Below are 14,074 nucleotides of genomic sequence, written 5' to 3'. Positions count from 1 at the left end.
TGCGTATGCCGCATCCGGCTATATCCATCGCTTACCCTAAATCCGCCATCAACACCTTTGATTTACGCTGGTAGTTGTACATCTGCTTTTTGCTCTCCGGCAGTGAGTCAATATCCACCGGGGTAAATCCGCGCTCCTGGAACCAGTGAATACTGCGCGTGGTCAGCACAAACAATTTGCTTAACCCGCTCTGCTTCGCCTGAGCGGCAATGCGTTCCAGTAAAACCTCGCCCCGTGATGAACTACGGTAATCCGGGTGTACCGCCACACAGGCCATTTCCCCAATTTTCTCTTCCGGGAACGGATAGAGCGCGGCGCAGGCAATAGTTGTGTTATCGCGCTGAATAATAGTGAATTTGTCGATTTCCATCTCCAGTTGTTCGCGAGAACGACGTACCAGAATGCCTTGCTGCTCCAGCGGGCGAATCAACTCCAGAATACCGCCAATATCGTTGATTGTTGCGCGACGGATCTGCTCCGCGCTTTCCATCACAATCTGCGTACCGATACCGTCACGTGAGAACAGCTCTTGCAATAGCGCGCCATCTTCCTGATAACTGATTAAATGACAGCGACGAACACCGCTGCGACAGGCTTTCACCGCGCCACGCAAAAAGCGCACCGTACCAGAGTTGTAATCGCCTTTCTCTTCCTGGGCTTCTACTCGCGCTTGCGCCTCGTTAGGGAAAAGTTCGGAGACAATATCGCCATCGTCATTGGTGACGCCCTGTGAAGAGCAAAAACCAATCATCTTCTCGGCTTTCAGTTTGATGGCCAGTTGTGTGGCAATCTCTTCCGAGGTCAGGTTAAAGCTCTCGCCAGTGACCGAAACCGCCACCGGCCCCATTAGCACAATCGCACCGCTGTCCAGTTGGCGATGAATCGCTTCTTCGTCAATCCGCCGGATACGCCCGCTATGGCAGTAATCCACGCCGTCATCGACGCCCAGCGGCTGGGCAATAATAAAATTGCCACTGACGACGTTGATATGAGCGCCCTGCAACGGTGTGTTGTTGAGGCTCATCGACAGGCGTGCTGTGATGTCTAGTTGCAATGTCCCCGCAGCCTGCTTCACCAGCTCCAGCGTTTTGCCGTCAGTCACGCGTATATTCTTGTGGTACAGCGGTTCGTGATGATGCGCCGCCAGATTCGCGTCGATCTGTGGACGCGCGCCATAGACGACGACCAGACGTATGCCGAGGCTGTGCAATAGCCCAATATCATTAACGATACTGGAGAAATTCTCATGCTCAATGGCTTCGCCGCCGAGCATGATGACAAACGTTTTTCCCCGATGAGTGTTGATATAGGGAACCGAATGGCGGAATCCCTCGACCAGCTCGGTTTTACGTTCCTTCACCACGGCACACCTCTTTGCATGATTATTCGAAATTAATGTATTTTTATTCTGTTTTTTTGTCGTGTGCAAGTGCAAATTTTACGCATGAGCAACTTTTTTATCAGTAATGCCGTGAATATAAAAAGAATGTTTACCGTTTTATAGATGACAGATTATGCGTCTTTCGCTAAAGTTTCCGGTCAAATTGGTCGTTTACTTGTTACACAGCTTAGATTTTTTGCTCGGGAGAGGCATGTCAGGATCCAATACTGCAATCAGCCGTCGTCGTTTACTGCAAGGCGCGGGTGCCATGTGGCTATTGAGCGTAAGTCAGGTCAGCCTGGCTGCGGTCAGCCAGGTCGTGGCGGTGCGCGTCTGGCCTGCGTCCAGCTATACCCGTGTGACGGTTGAATCAAATCGTCAGCTGAAATATAAGCAGTTCGCGTTGAGTAATCCTGAGCGCGTGGTGGTGGATATTGAAGATGTAAACCTGAACTCGGTGCTCAAGGGGATGGCGGCACAAATTCGTGCTGACGACCCGTTCATCAAGTCAGCTCGTGTCGGGCAATTTGATCCGCAAACCGTGCGGATGGTTTTTGAATTAAAGCAAAACGTAAAACCACAGATGTTTGCCCTCGCGCCGGTTGCCGGATTTAAAGAGCGTCTGGTGATGGATCTCTATCCGGTCAATGCGCAGGATATGCAAGACCCGCTGCTGGCTCTGCTGGAGGATTACAACAAAGGCGATCTCGAAAAACAGGTGCCGCCTGCGCAAAGTGGTCCGCAGCCAGGTAAGGCAGGGCGCGATCGCCCGATTGTCATCATGCTTGACCCTGGCCACGGTGGCGAAGACTCCGGCGCAGTGGGGAAATACAAAACGCGTGAAAAAGACGTGGTATTACAAATTGCCCGCCGTCTGCGCTCTCTGATCGAGAAAGAGGGCAATATGAAGGTGTACATGACGCGTAATGAAGACATCTTCATTCCATTGCAAGTGCGCGTAGCAAAAGCACAGAAACAACGTGCTGACCTGTTTGTCTCTATCCATGCAGATGCCTTTACCAGCCGCCAGCCGAGCGGTTCCTCGGTGTTTGCGCTTTCGACCAAAGGCGCAACCAGTACTGCGGCAAAATATCTGGCGCAAACCCAGAACGCCTCGGACTTAATTGGTGGTGTGAGCAAAAGCGGCGACCGCTATGTCGACCACACCATGTTTGATATGGTGCAGTCGCTGACCATTGCCGACAGCCTGAAGTTTGGTAGGGCAGTACTAAATAAACTTGGTAAAATCAACAAGCTGCATAAAAATCAGGTCGAGCAGGCCGGGTTTGCCGTGCTGAAAGCGCCTGATATTCCCTCCATTCTGGTCGAAACGGCGTTTATCAGTAACGTTGAGGAAGAGCGCAAACTGAAAACGGCGACTTTCCAGCAGGAAGTTGCAGAGTCCATTCTTGCGGGAATTAAAGCGTATTTTGCCGATGGAGCGACGCTGGCGAGAAGGGGATGATGTTTTAATTTATCCATTCAATTAATTTATATTTAATTGAATGGATATTATTTATATGAATGTTAAACGATGATTTTGTGACTGCTGTCGAATATTTGAAAGTTAGCTTGAAAAATAAGCCTGGCGTCTCTTTTATTAAAGGCAATCCCGTGTAAGGTATAGGCATTAGTTAATCATCTTGTAACTGTTAAATCAGGCAAGGCAATGTTTGAAGTAATTATTACTTCTGACGTGCCTTGCCTTTTTTTTTGGAGCCATGAAATGATCATCGAAAAAGTCATGAACAATAATTGTGTGCAGGCATCGATGAATGGACAGGAGGTTATCATTTCTGGACCTGGTGTCGGTTACAACAAAAAATATGGTATGCCTGTACCCGAACATCCGGCTAACCGAATTTTTTATGTCAGGAATGAGCAAAAAAATAAACTCTACAAACTGATTGAGCATGTGGATATTGAGTATGTATTTGTGGCTGAAAAGATAGTGCAATATGCGGAGATCAATCTTGAAAAAAAGCTAAATCCATCGCTACTGCTCATTCTTGCCGATCACATTTCGAATGCAATATCCCGAGTAGCCTCCGGAATACAAATTAATAATGTTTTCCTTGAGGAAATCAAAGCGTTGTATAAAGCAGAATATGCGATAAGTCGGGATGCATTAACAATCATCAATGATCAATTTAGCTTTCAGCTTCCGGATGACGAGATTGGTTTTATTGCATTACATATTTTAAATAACTATGAAAACTCAATTGATTATGAATCTGTACGAATTATTGAGTTGTCTCAAAAAATTACGGAGATTATTGAGGGGATTTATAACAGAAGGGTGGACAGGAGTTCATTTAACTATTCAAGATTTATGATGCATCTTAAGTATTTTTCTTGTCGAGTATTATGCAATGAAAAAATAAAACAGAAAGATATTGGCGATATCTATGAACAGTTTCTTGAAAAAGACATTCAATTGCAACGCGCTATTCATGAAATAGAAAGGTATCTGTACAGCACGTTTAAATATGAATTGATTTTAGAAGAAAAGCTATATCTCTCTATTCGCACCAAAGTATTAATGGACTAACTACATATAATATTTTTATGAGATAACCAGCATGAAACAAAAGAAAGCCTGGAGTTTTTTTCAGAGCCTGGGAAAAGCATTTATGTATCCCATCGCTCTGCTAAGTGTATGTGGCATGATGCTAGGACTAGGAAGTGGTTTAGCCAGTGATGATATGGCAAAGTTAATTCCATTTCTGGCTATTCCAATAATTAAAACCATACTTGATTTCATTGTTAGCCTTGGTTTGTTTGCTTTTGTTAATTTACCTGTACTATTTGCGATAGCGATTCCCTTAGGATTATTAAAAGAGAAAGATGATAAAGCCTATGGTGCATTTTCTGGCTTAATTGGTTTTATGGCGATGCATTTGGGAACAAATTTTTACCTTAAACAACACGATTTATTGGTCGCAGCTGACCAAATGTCGACACATGGACAAACTATCATTTTGGGGATCCAGTCCTATAATACCAGTGTGCTGGGAGGGATTGTTTCAGGTTTATTAGTCGCCAGCATGTATAAAAAGATCGTTAACTTACGCATTCCTGAGTCATTAGGTTTTTATAGTGGTCCGCGCCTGGTGCCTATCATTACACTAATTGTGATGAGTGGGTTTGGCCTGATTATTCCTTTTATCTGGCCGCCATTTTTCAATCTTTTCATGCTCATTGGTCACTGGATTTCAACTTCCGGTCCTGTCGGTTATTTCTTCTATGCAGTTGCTGAACGCGTGACGATACCTTTTGGCCTAAACCATCTGGTGACATCAGTTTTCCGATTTACCCCAATCGGCGGTTCGGCAGTAATTGGTGGTGAAGAATATTACGGCACTCTGAATATGTTTATGGCGTACGTCAAAGAGAATACTGTTATTCCGCTGGATTTGGCGGGGAAAATGGAACAGGGCAAACTGATGATCCAGTATGGTCTGGCTGGTGCCGCACTGGCGATGTATCGCACCGCTCATGCTCAGAACAGAAAGGCTATCAAAGCATTGCTTATTTCCGGTGTGCTGACGGTCATTATTGGTGGCGTTAGCGAACCGATTGAATTTCTCTTCTTGTTTGTCAGTCCGTTGCTGTTTGTCTTCCATGCTTTTATGAATGGATTCGCTAACATGGTTCTGCCATATATGGGCGTGAAGATGGGGTTTACTGGCGATCTGATTCAGTTTATTAGCTTTGGTGTCTTACGTGGCACAAGAACGGGCTGGCCGATAGCGGTTTGTGTAGAAGTGGCCTATTTCTTTATTTATTACTTTGTGTTCCGTTGGACCATTCTTAAATTTAACCTGATGACCGTAGGACGTGAAGAGTCCAGCCCCATCGCGATAAACGCCCACGAAGATACTGCTATAGCGGATATCCCAACTCATGATAAATCAGAGTTGCAGGCAGCGGCGCAGATGGTTCAGGCACTTGGCGGTAGAGAGAATATTAAATCTCTGGATAATTGTGTAACTCGTTTACGTTTAACTATCGCAGATATGGGATTAATTGATGAGGTTGCGATAAAAAGAGCCGGAGGGATTGCGGTTGTTAAACTTGATCAAAATACCCTACAAGTCATTATCGGCACTAAAGTCATCGCCCTGCGTCGGGATATGGATAATTACATGGGGATACGCTAATGGATATTTTTAATACCACAATTTCCCGTAAAGGAACATATTGTACCCAGTGGGACTTTTGTGAGGACAGATTTGGTGTAAAAGATGTATTGCCATTCTCTATTTCAGATATGGATCTTCCGATACCAGAAGCTATCACCAGAGCATTAAAAAAACGCCTGGAACACCCGATTTTAGGGTACAGCCGTTGGCAACATGATGAATATCTGAATGCGATAGTTAATTGGTATTATAAACAGTATAAAACAGATATTAAACCAGAATGGATAACCTATAGCCCAAGTGTGATGTATTCCATTGCTAAAGCAATAGAGTTACTGACATCGAGTGGCGATAACATTCTCATTTTTACACCTGTCTATAACGCATTTTTTGATGTTATTAAAAATAGTGGGCGAAATACGCTGGAAACTTCTTTGAGTAAAGATAACGAGGGAGATTACGTTATCGACTGGCAAGATTTTGATCTAAAAATTAAAAAAGCGAAGATGGTGTTATTATGCAATCCTCATAACCCGACAGGAACCGTCTGGCCTGAAGATTGTCTGCATAAAATCGCTGCAAGCTGTGCAAGACACGATGTTTGGTTGTGTTCAGATGAAATCCATAGTGATTTTGTATTTAATCGTTGCTTCACGTCTGCGCTTAAAATAATAAATGAAAAGGTGGTGGCGTTTAATTCAATATCGAAAACATTTAACGTTCCTGCGCTAACGGGTTCGTATATGATTTCACCTGATGAAAATTTCAATCACCAATTCAGAACGATATCGAGGTATCGCGATTTTGTAAACTCCCCATCAGTACTGAATGTAATTGCGACTATTGTTGCCTATAACGAATGTGAGGAATGGTTAACGTCATTAAAGGAGCATCTTGCTTCAAATATTCAATTTACCCAGTGGTATATAAACGAAAATATTCCGGGGTTAATCGTGAAGCCGGCTGATGGTTGCTATTTTTCGTGGATTAATTGCTCTGCCATTGGTTATCCCTTTGATAAATTTTACAGCCGATTAATTTATGAAGGTAAAGTAGGTATTATGGCGGGGCATGTCTATGGAACCGAAGGGGAGGGCTATCTTCGTTTGAATTTGGCTTGCAGTCGAGAAAAGTTATATATGGGGCTTACGCGCATTGCAGGTGTAATCAGAAATATTAATCAGGAAAAAGAACATGAACAACACTGATCTTATCTATCTTATTAAACATTTTATGCGCAACGAACATAAAGTAGTTGAAGAGATTATCGATTCTCCCCTTTCGGAAGTTGCTGCTTTAATTAAAATATTACAATCTTGTCAGGGTAAAGTTGTTTTTATTGGCGTAGGGAAGTCCGGCATTATTGCCAGAAAACTCGCAGCAACATTTGCCAGCACCGGAACTCCCTCGTTTTTTGTTCACGGTACGGAAGCGGTACACGGCGATCTTGGTATGGTGGCGAAAAACGATATTGTTATTCTTATTTCAAACAGCGGTGAGACGGCAGAAATTCTGGCAACGTTGCCCAGCCTAAAAAAAATGGGTAATTATTTGGTCTCCTTTACTCGCAGTCATCGTTCATCGCTTGCGATAAGTTGTGATTTATCCGTTGAAATTCCCGTCAAAAGCGAGGCGGATAATTTAGGTTTAGCGCCGTCATGTTCATCTACAGTCGTTCTGGTTGTGGGTGATGCGGTGGCGCTTGCTCTCTCCGAATTGAAAAAATTTACTCGTGCTGATTTCGGCTTATATCATCCAGGAGGTGCGCTCGGTATTAAAGCAAACTCATAGTTTCAGAATATAAAAACAGTAACCGGTCACGCCATCTTTTGGGGTGGCGTTCATTGAAGTGAGTGTCAGCTATGAAAAACGTTCTGGTCACCGTTCCCAGCTTTTCAGCGCGCTGTGTTTCCGCCAGCAAGTTGCTAAGAGAGAATAATTTTAACCTTATTATTAAGAATAATGTGGAGCATCTGCTTAAATCAGAATCCACTGCATTACGAGAATCTATTTGTGCGGCCATTGCCGGAAAAGATTGTTATCAGGCGGACACGCTATCACTACTGCCTGGTGTGAAAATAATATCGAGATTTGGGACAGGGATTGATAATGTTGATCTTCACGCGGCACGACAATCAGGGATTGTGGTCAATAATACGGTTGGGATTAATTCAAATGCGGTTGCGGAATTTATCATTGGTCTTATCTTCGCGAGCATGAGAAATATCCCAGGCAGCTATCATGCGATGCAAAATGGTTACTGGGGAGAGTCGCATGGCTGCGAGTTACAAGGTAAACGGATTGGCCTGCTTGGCTACGGCAATATAGGTAAAACCCTGGCGAAAAGGTTGTCTGGTTTTGATGTTGAGCTTTTAGCTTTTGACAAACAACCCGATTATCAGGTTGCAGGTAAAACCGGAGTTCAGTTCGTATCAATTGAAGATATCTTCATGCTGTCGCATGTCATCATTGTTCTTTTGCCTTTTTCTCCTGACCTGGAGAACTTCATCAGCCATAAATATTTGTCGATGATGCGCAATGGCGCTCTGATCATCAATGCCGCAAGAGGAAAGTTGCTGGATGAGGGGGCTTTACTTCAGGTGATTGAAGAACGAAATGTTTTTGCGGCGCTGGATGTTTTTAGCTCTGAACCGCTGGCGCAATTTAGCCCATTGCTGCATACCAAAAATATCATTACAACGCCGCATATTGCAGCCGCCACCGTTGAGTCATACCAGCAAACCGGGATACACGTTGCCCAGTCGATAATTGATTTCTTTGCGGGGAGGGAGATAAAAAACGTGCAGTGAGTTTAGCGAACGAAGATTTTAGATACAAAAAAACCGCAATCCGTGAAACACGTTGCGGTTTATCAGTATTCTAAGTATTGGTTGCGGGGGCCGGATTTGAACCGACGACCTTCGGGTTATGAGCCCGACGAGCTACCAGGCTGCTCCACCCCGCGTCCGTGGATGCGCACTATACTCCGCTCGCGTTTTCATGCAACCTTTTTTTTACCCGGATCACGGATTTGGCATGATTTTGAACAAAAACAAAACACTATAGCCTATTTTTTGTGCAAAATTTGCGTCAGGGAGAGTCTGCTCATTTCATTAAACGCGACGGTTTGTTATCTTCGTTGTGCCTTATTTTTTTAACCTGAAGAAGAGAACAATGAAAGGACGTTGGGTAAAGTACCTTCTTATGGGCGCTGTTGTGGCGATGCTTGCCGCCTGCTCCTCCAAACCAACCGATCGCGGACAGCAATATAAAGACGGGAAATTTACCCAGCCTTTCTCTCTGGTGAATCAGCCAGATGCCGTTGGCGCGCCAATTAACGCCGGTGATTTTGCCGAGCAAATTAACCATATTCGTAATTCGTCACCGCGTCTTTATGGTAACCAGAGTAATGTTTATAACGCGGTGCAAGAGTGGCTGCGTGCAGGCGGTGATACCCGCAATATGCGCCAGTTCGGTATTGATGCCTGGCAGATGGAAGGCGCGGACAACTATGGCAACGTGCAGTTTACGGGCTATTACACGCCGGTAATTCAGGCGCGCCATACCCGCCAGGGCGAGTTCCAGTATCCTATTTACCGTATGCCACCAAAACGCGGTCGTCTGCCGTCTCGTGCGGAGATCTATGCGGGGGCACTGAGCGATAAATATATCCTCGCTTACAGCAACTCCCTGATGGATAACTTCATTATGGATGTACAGGGTAGCGGGTATATCGACTTTGGCGACGGCAGTCCGCTTAACTTCTTCAGCTATGCCGGAAAGAACGGTCATGCCTATCGCAGTATTGGTAAGGTGCTGATCGATCGTGGCGAAGTGAAAAAAGAAGATATGTCGATGCAGGCGATTCGTCACTGGGGGGAAACGCACAGTGAAGCCGAAGTTCGCGAACTGCTGGAACAGAACCCGTCTTTCGTCTTCTTTAAGCCGCAATCTTTTGCGCCGGTGAAAGGTGCAAGTGCTGTGCCGCTGGTTGGTCGTGCTTCTGTTGCCTCCGATCGTTCGCTCATCCCGCCAGGTACTACCTTGCTGGCAGAAGTACCGCTGCTGGATAATAACGGTAAATTTAACGGTCAGTATGAACTGCGTCTGATGGTGGCGCTGGATGTCGGCGGCGCAATCAAAGGCCAACATTTCGATATCTATCAAGGGATCGGACCGGAAGCCGGACACCGCGCAGGTTGGTACAACCACTATGGGCGTGTCTGGGTGCTGAAAACGGCACCGGGCGCAGGTAACGTCTTTAGCGGCTGATGTGTTATTCTGTACACCGTTTTTACGGATAAGACAGGGTGAGGGATAACCTCACCCTTTTTAATTCTGAGGTGCTATGTCTGTGGTAATTAGTGATGCCTGGCGTCAGCGTTTTGGCGGCACTGCGCGTCTGTATGGTGAGAAAGCCTTGCAACTATTTGCCGATGCACATATCTGTGTGGTCGGCATCGGTGGTGTCGGTTCCTGGGCGGCGGAAGCTCTGGCGCGCACAGGGATTGGTGCAATAACGCTTATTGATATGGATGACGTGTGTGTCACCAATACCAATCGGCAAATTCACGCGCTGCGTGATAACGTCGGGCTGGCAAAAGCGGAAGTGATGGCGGAGCGTATTCGCCAGATTAACCCGGAGTGTCGGGTGACAGTGGTGGACGATTTCGTGACGCCGGATAACGTAGCGCAATATATGAATGCCGGTTATTCATACGTTATTGATGCCATTGACAGTGTGCGACCCAAAGCGGCACTAATCGCATATTGCCGTCGCAATAAAATCCCACTGGTAACGACTGGTGGTGCAGGCGGGCAGATTGATCCGACGCAGATTCAGGTTACCGATCTGGCGAAGACCATTCAGGATCCGCTGGCGGCGAAGCTGCGTGAGCGCCTGAAAAGCGATTTCGGTGTGGTGAAAAACAGTAAAGGTAAGCTCGGTGTGGATTGTGTGTTCTCTACCGAAGCACTGGTATACCCGCAGTCAGACGGTACGGTCTGTGCGATGAAAGCCACGGCGGAAGGGCCAAAGCGAATGGATTGCGCATCAGGATTTGGTGCGGCAACGATGGTGACCGCCACCTTTGGTTTTGTTGCGGTTTCTCATGCGCTGAAGAAGATGATGGCGAAAGCGGCGCGCCAGGGATAAACAATTATGTCGGATGCGACACGAGCGTCTTATCCGACCTGGATCTGTGCTTAAACCTGTTTCGCCGCTGCGATAATCGCCTCGCTTAATGCATTCAGCCCCTGACTGCGTGAGGCGCTAAGCTGCGCACGCAATCCCAGCTCATCAAACAATGCCAGCGGCGACAGCGTTTGTAACTCGGCGGCGGTTTTGCCCTCCACGGCGGTCAACAACACCGCCAGCAGACCGCGCACAATGCGTCCTTCGCTGTCGCCAAAGAAATGCATCTTGCCGTTTTCAGCCACGGTATACCCCAGCCAGACGCGGTTTTCGCATCCGGCAATCTCTTTGGCCTGTGCTTTTAATTCATCAGGTAAAGCAGGAAGCTGTTTCCCCAGCATGATCAACTGGCGATATTTATCTTCCCACTGCGTCAACGGTGCGAAAGTATCGCGTAACGTCTCTGCGGTAACGGTTGTGCCGAACGGATGTCCGGCGAATTGCGGGTTTGTCATTAATCCACCAATAATTCCAGCGCGCGGTCAACGGCGTTCACCAGCGCATCTACATCACTCTTTGTATTATATGGCGCAAAAGAGGCGCGCAGTGTGCCGGTTACGCCTAATTCTGCCAGTAGCGGCTGAGCGCAATGCTGCCCGGCGCGCAGGGCAATTCCGTACTCTGCCAGCAGCGTTACCATATCGCTGTGATGAACACCCGCGAAATCAAAGGCCAGCAGGCTGGAATCCTGGCAGCGGAATGAACGAAAGCCTGGACGTTTTGCCAGCGCATCTTCTGCAAGCGTCGCCAGGCTACGACTCCAGCTTTCTGCCTGGTTGATATCATAATCTGCCAGCCATTCCAGCGCCGCACTTAACCCTATGACGCCTGCGACGTTGGGCGTTCCGGCTTCCAGTTTCCACGGGGCAGATTGTGTGGTGAAGCCGTCAAAACTGACTTCGTGAATCATTTTGCCGCCGCCGAGCCAGGGCGACATTGCTTCCAGCAGCTCTGGTTTGCCATACAGCACGCCGATACCCGTCGGGCCGTAAAGTTTATGACCTGAAAAAGCGTAGAAATCGATATCCAGTTGCTGAACATCTGCAGGGAAATGCACCGCGCCCTGAGCACCATCAACCATCACCACCATCCCGGCTGAATGGGCAAAGGTAATCGCTCGCGCCAGATCCGGGCAACCGCCAGTGACGTTCGACATCTGGCCCAACGCCAGAATCCGGCTACGGGGAGTAATCAGCTCCGGTAACAAATCAATATCTGGCAGACGCTGCGCATTAAGCGGCAACTTCACCACTTTGGCTCCGGTTTGTTGGGCGACCATCAGCCAGGGGACGAGGTTGGCGTGGTGCTCTGCCACGCTGACAATAATTTCATCGCCCGGTTGCAGACGCGGACGCGCATAGCATTGCGCCACCATGTTGATGGATTCGGTGGTGCCGCGCGTCCAGACAATAGTTTTGTCATCTGGTGCATTGAGTAATTGCGCTACTTTCTCCCGCGCAGCCTCATAACGCGCGGTCAGACGTTGGGCTTCGGCAAACTGGCTGCGATGGACGTTTCCGGCGCTAAGGCTATAGAACTGTCGGGTAGCCTCAACCACGGCTTCGGGTTTGAGCGCGGTTGCGGCACTGTCGAGATAGACGCCCGCATCCTGTAATGCGGGAAACTGCGCGCGGAACTGCGCGGGATTAAAAACGTTCATGGTACTCCTCGGCTTGATTCACCGATCGTGACGCAAAATTCACTTTGATACAAGGAGAGTGCTAACCATCGGAATTATCTGGATATCCTGGCGAAGCCGCGTCAGTAACATATGCTGAATAGTGTTAGGCGTTAATTTTAGCCTGTTAATCAATACTATTAAGATTTATTAATCGCTTTAAGGAGAAGATGATGAAAAAGACTGCCGCAATTATTTCTGCCTGTATGCTGACTTTTGCCCTGAGCGCCTGTTCCGGTTCGAACTATGTGATGCACACCAATGACGGACGTACTATCGTCTCTGACGGTAAACCACAGACTGATAATGAAACCGGTATGATTTCGTATAAAGACGCTAATGGCAACAAACAGCAGATCAACCGTACCGACGTGAAAGAGATGGTCGAACTGGATCAGTAACTTGCGATCGCAAGGTAAAAAAAAGCACCGCAATTAGGCGGTGCTACATTAATCACTATGGACAGACAGGGTAAATGTACAGGAAGTGAAAAAAGGTAGCTTAGCTACCATGGTCTGAATCGCAGACCAATTGCAAACACAACAACACAACATCACAACCGTAAGCCAAAAGTTCACCAGAACACGCATTCCGATAAAACTTTTCGTTCCGGCTCAGGAAGTGCCGCCACTATAGGTATTTGCTGGTAGAAGCTCAACGGACAATTTATAATGGCTCAGATAAAAAAAACTAATAGGTTACATAGTGTGATCTAATTGTTAAATTCATTTAACATCAAAGTTTAAAAGCCATGTCAAAACGATTACCACCGCTAAATGCCTTACGAGTTTTTGATGCCGCCGCACGCCATTTAAGCTTCACGCGCGCAGCAGAAGAGCTTTTTGTGACCCAGGCCGCAGTAAGTCATCAAATCAAGTCACTTGAGGATTTTTTGGGGCTGAAACTGTTCCGTCGCCGTAATCGTTCACTCCTGCTGACCGAGGAAGGGCAAAGCTATTTCCTCGATATCAAAGAGATATTTTCGCAATTAACCGAAGCGACGCGTAAACTCCAGGCTCGTAGCGCCAAGGGGGCGTTGACGGTCAGTTTACTCCCCAGTTTTGCCATCCACTGGCTGGTGCCGCGACTTTCCAGCTTTAATTCAGCTTATCCGGGAATCGACGTTCGAATCCAGGCGGTCGATCGCCAGGAAGATAAACTGGCGGATGATGTTGATGTAGCGATATTTTATGGTCGTGGCAACTGGCCGGGACTGCGGGTGGAAAAACTTTATGCCGAATATCTGTTGCCGGTGTGTTCTCCGCTACTGCTAACCGGCGAAAAACCCTTGAAGACGCCAGAAGATCTGGCTAAACATACGTTATTACACGATGCGTCCCGGCGTGACTGGCAGACATATACCCGCCAGTTGGGGTTAAACCATATCAACGTTCAACAAGGGCCAATCTTCAGTCACAGCGCCATGGTGCTGCAAGCGGCTATCCACGGGCAGGGAGTCGCATTGGCAAATAATGTGATGGCGCAATCTGAAATCGAGGCCGGACGCCTTGTCTGCCCGTTTAATGATGTTCTGGTCAGTAAAAATGCTTTTTATCTGGTATGTCATGACAGCCAGGCAGAACTGGGTAAAATAGCCGCCTTTCGCCAATGGATCCTGGCGAAAGCCGCTGCTGAACAAGAAAAATTCCGCTTTCGTTATGAACAATAATTTACGT

At 47.0% G+C, this 14,074-nt stretch carries 13 protein-coding genes and 1 tRNA gene; 10 read left to right on the top strand and 4 right to left on the bottom strand.

Features of this window, described 5'->3' with window-relative positions; translation table 11 throughout:
- Nucleotides 1–31 precede the first annotated feature (31 nt).
- A complete protein-coding gene (gene argA / locus WES_RS04715; protein WP_000237966.1) occupies nt 32–1,363 on the bottom strand; it encodes an amino-acid N-acetyltransferase in 1,332 nt (443 codons plus the stop codon).
- A 229-nt stretch (nt 1,364–1,592) separates the two neighbouring features.
- On the opposite strand from argA, the gene amiC reads away from it, so the two are divergent.
- The 6 genes from amiC (at nt 1,593) to WES_RS04745 (ending at nt 8,336) form a co-directional block, all read left to right on the top strand.
- On the top strand, nt 1,593–2,846 hold the full coding sequence (gene amiC / locus WES_RS04720) for an N-acetylmuramoyl-L-alanine amidase AmiC (RefSeq protein WP_000016908.1): 1,254 nt from the start codon (nt 1,593–1,595) through the stop codon (nt 2,844–2,846).
- Nucleotides 2,847–3,107: 261 nt separating this feature from the next.
- Nucleotides 3,108–3,932 (top strand): PRD domain-containing protein, encoded by an 825-nt coding sequence (locus WES_RS04725; protein WP_016159637.1) that lies wholly within the window; start codon nt 3,108–3,110, stop codon nt 3,930–3,932.
- Nucleotides 3,933–3,963: 31 nt separating this feature from the next.
- Nucleotides 3,964–5,544 carry a PTS transporter subunit EIIC gene (locus WES_RS04730; protein WP_000810564.1) on the top strand — a complete coding sequence of 527 codons (1,581 nt, stop codon included), beginning with the start codon at nt 3,964–3,966 and terminating at the stop codon, nt 5,542–5,544.
- The gene (locus WES_RS04735; protein WP_016159636.1) at nt 5,544–6,734 is read left to right on the top strand and encodes a MalY/PatB family protein; all 1,191 of its coding nucleotides are present in this window, start codon (nt 5,544–5,546) and stop codon (nt 6,732–6,734) included. Before WES_RS04730 ends, WES_RS04735 begins: the two co-directional genes overlap by 1 nt.
- Nucleotides 6,721–7,317 (top strand): KpsF/GutQ family sugar-phosphate isomerase, encoded by a 597-nt coding sequence (locus tag WES_RS04740; RefSeq protein ID WP_016159635.1) that lies wholly within the window; start codon nt 6,721–6,723, stop codon nt 7,315–7,317. Before WES_RS04735 ends, WES_RS04740 begins: the two co-directional genes overlap by 14 nt.
- Before the next feature lie 71 nt (nt 7,318–7,388).
- The gene (locus WES_RS04745; RefSeq protein WP_016159634.1) at nt 7,389–8,336 is read left to right on the top strand and encodes a phosphoglycerate dehydrogenase; all 948 of its coding nucleotides are present in this window, start codon (nt 7,389–7,391) and stop codon (nt 8,334–8,336) included.
- Between the two features lie 78 nt (nt 8,337–8,414).
- On the opposite strand, the gene WES_RS04750 is transcribed toward WES_RS04745, so the two are convergent.
- Nucleotides 8,415–8,491: transfer RNA gene (locus WES_RS04750), tRNA-Met, on the bottom strand.
- A 209-nt stretch (nt 8,492–8,700) separates the two neighbouring features.
- Here WES_RS04750 and mltA point away from each other — a divergent pair.
- Entirely contained in the window at nt 8,701–9,798 is a 1,098-nt protein-coding gene (gene mltA, locus WES_RS04755) for a murein transglycosylase A (RefSeq protein WP_000678631.1), read from the top strand.
- A gap of 76 nt (nt 9,799–9,874) precedes the next feature.
- Nucleotides 9,875–10,681: a tRNA cyclic N6-threonylcarbamoyladenosine(37) synthase TcdA gene (gene tcdA / locus WES_RS04760; protein WP_000117716.1), complete on the top strand. Its 807-nt coding sequence runs from the start codon at nt 9,875–9,877 to the stop codon at nt 10,679–10,681.
- Nucleotides 10,682–10,731: 50 nt separating this feature from the next.
- Here tcdA and csdE read toward each other — a convergent pair whose 3' ends face one another.
- Entirely contained in the window at nt 10,732–11,175 is a 444-nt protein-coding gene (gene csdE, locus WES_RS04765; protein WP_016159633.1) for a cysteine desulfurase sulfur acceptor subunit CsdE, read from the bottom strand.
- A complete protein-coding gene (csdA, locus tag WES_RS04770; RefSeq protein ID WP_016159632.1) occupies nt 11,175–12,380 on the bottom strand; it encodes a cysteine desulfurase CsdA in 1,206 nt (401 codons plus the stop codon). The genes csdE and csdA overlap by 1 nt, the downstream gene beginning before the upstream one ends.
- 191 nt (nt 12,381–12,571) lie before the next feature.
- Between csdA and WES_RS04775 the strand changes: the two genes are divergently transcribed.
- Together WES_RS04775 and gcvA are read left to right on the top strand one after the other, a co-directional pair.
- A complete protein-coding gene (locus tag WES_RS04775; RefSeq protein ID WP_000750399.1) occupies nt 12,572–12,799 on the top strand; it encodes a YgdI/YgdR family lipoprotein in 228 nt (75 codons plus the stop codon).
- A gap of 350 nt (nt 12,800–13,149) precedes the next feature.
- Nucleotides 13,150–14,067: a glycine cleavage system transcriptional regulator GcvA gene (gcvA, locus tag WES_RS04780; RefSeq protein ID WP_000044401.1), complete on the top strand. Its 918-nt coding sequence runs from the start codon at nt 13,150–13,152 to the stop codon at nt 14,065–14,067.
- Nucleotides 14,068–14,074 lie beyond the last annotated feature (7 nt).

This window comes from Escherichia sp. KTE31 (genome assembly GCF_000407925.1).
Classification (GTDB): domain Bacteria; phylum Pseudomonadota; class Gammaproteobacteria; order Enterobacterales; family Enterobacteriaceae; genus Escherichia; species Escherichia ruysiae.
Note: the sequence above shows the minus strand (reverse complement) of the source record. Positions and strands in the feature narration are given on the sequence as shown.

Excerpts from the sequence above, each read along its gene's own strand:
- amiC (WP_000016908.1), top strand. The coding sequence starts at position 1,593 with ATGTCAGGATCCAATACTGCAATCAGCCGTCGTCGTTTACTGCAAGGC.
- WES_RS04725 (WP_016159637.1), top strand. The coding sequence starts at position 3,108 with ATGATCATCGAAAAAGTCATGAACAATAATTGTGTGCAGGCATCGATG.
- WES_RS04730 (WP_000810564.1), top strand. The coding sequence starts at position 3,964 with ATGAAACAAAAGAAAGCCTGGAGTTTTTTTCAGAGCCTGGGAAAAGCA.
- WES_RS04735 (WP_016159636.1), top strand. The coding sequence starts at position 5,544 with ATGGATATTTTTAATACCACAATTTCCCGTAAAGGAACATATTGTACC.
- WES_RS04740 (WP_016159635.1), top strand. The coding sequence starts at position 6,721 with ATGAACAACACTGATCTTATCTATCTTATTAAACATTTTATGCGCAAC.
- WES_RS04745 (WP_016159634.1), top strand. The coding sequence starts at position 7,389 with ATGAAAAACGTTCTGGTCACCGTTCCCAGCTTTTCAGCGCGCTGTGTT.
- mltA (WP_000678631.1), top strand. The coding sequence starts at position 8,701 with ATGAAAGGACGTTGGGTAAAGTACCTTCTTATGGGCGCTGTTGTGGCG.
- tcdA (WP_000117716.1), top strand. The coding sequence starts at position 9,875 with ATGTCTGTGGTAATTAGTGATGCCTGGCGTCAGCGTTTTGGCGGCACT.
- csdE (WP_016159633.1), bottom strand. The coding sequence starts at position 11,175 with ATGACAAACCCGCAATTCGCCGGACATCCGTTCGGCACAACCGTTACC.
- csdA (WP_016159632.1), bottom strand. The coding sequence starts at position 12,380 with ATGAACGTTTTTAATCCCGCGCAGTTCCGCGCGCAGTTTCCCGCATTA.
- WES_RS04775 (WP_000750399.1), top strand. The coding sequence starts at position 12,572 with ATGAAAAAGACTGCCGCAATTATTTCTGCCTGTATGCTGACTTTTGCC.
- gcvA (WP_000044401.1), top strand. The coding sequence starts at position 13,150 with ATGTCAAAACGATTACCACCGCTAAATGCCTTACGAGTTTTTGATGCC.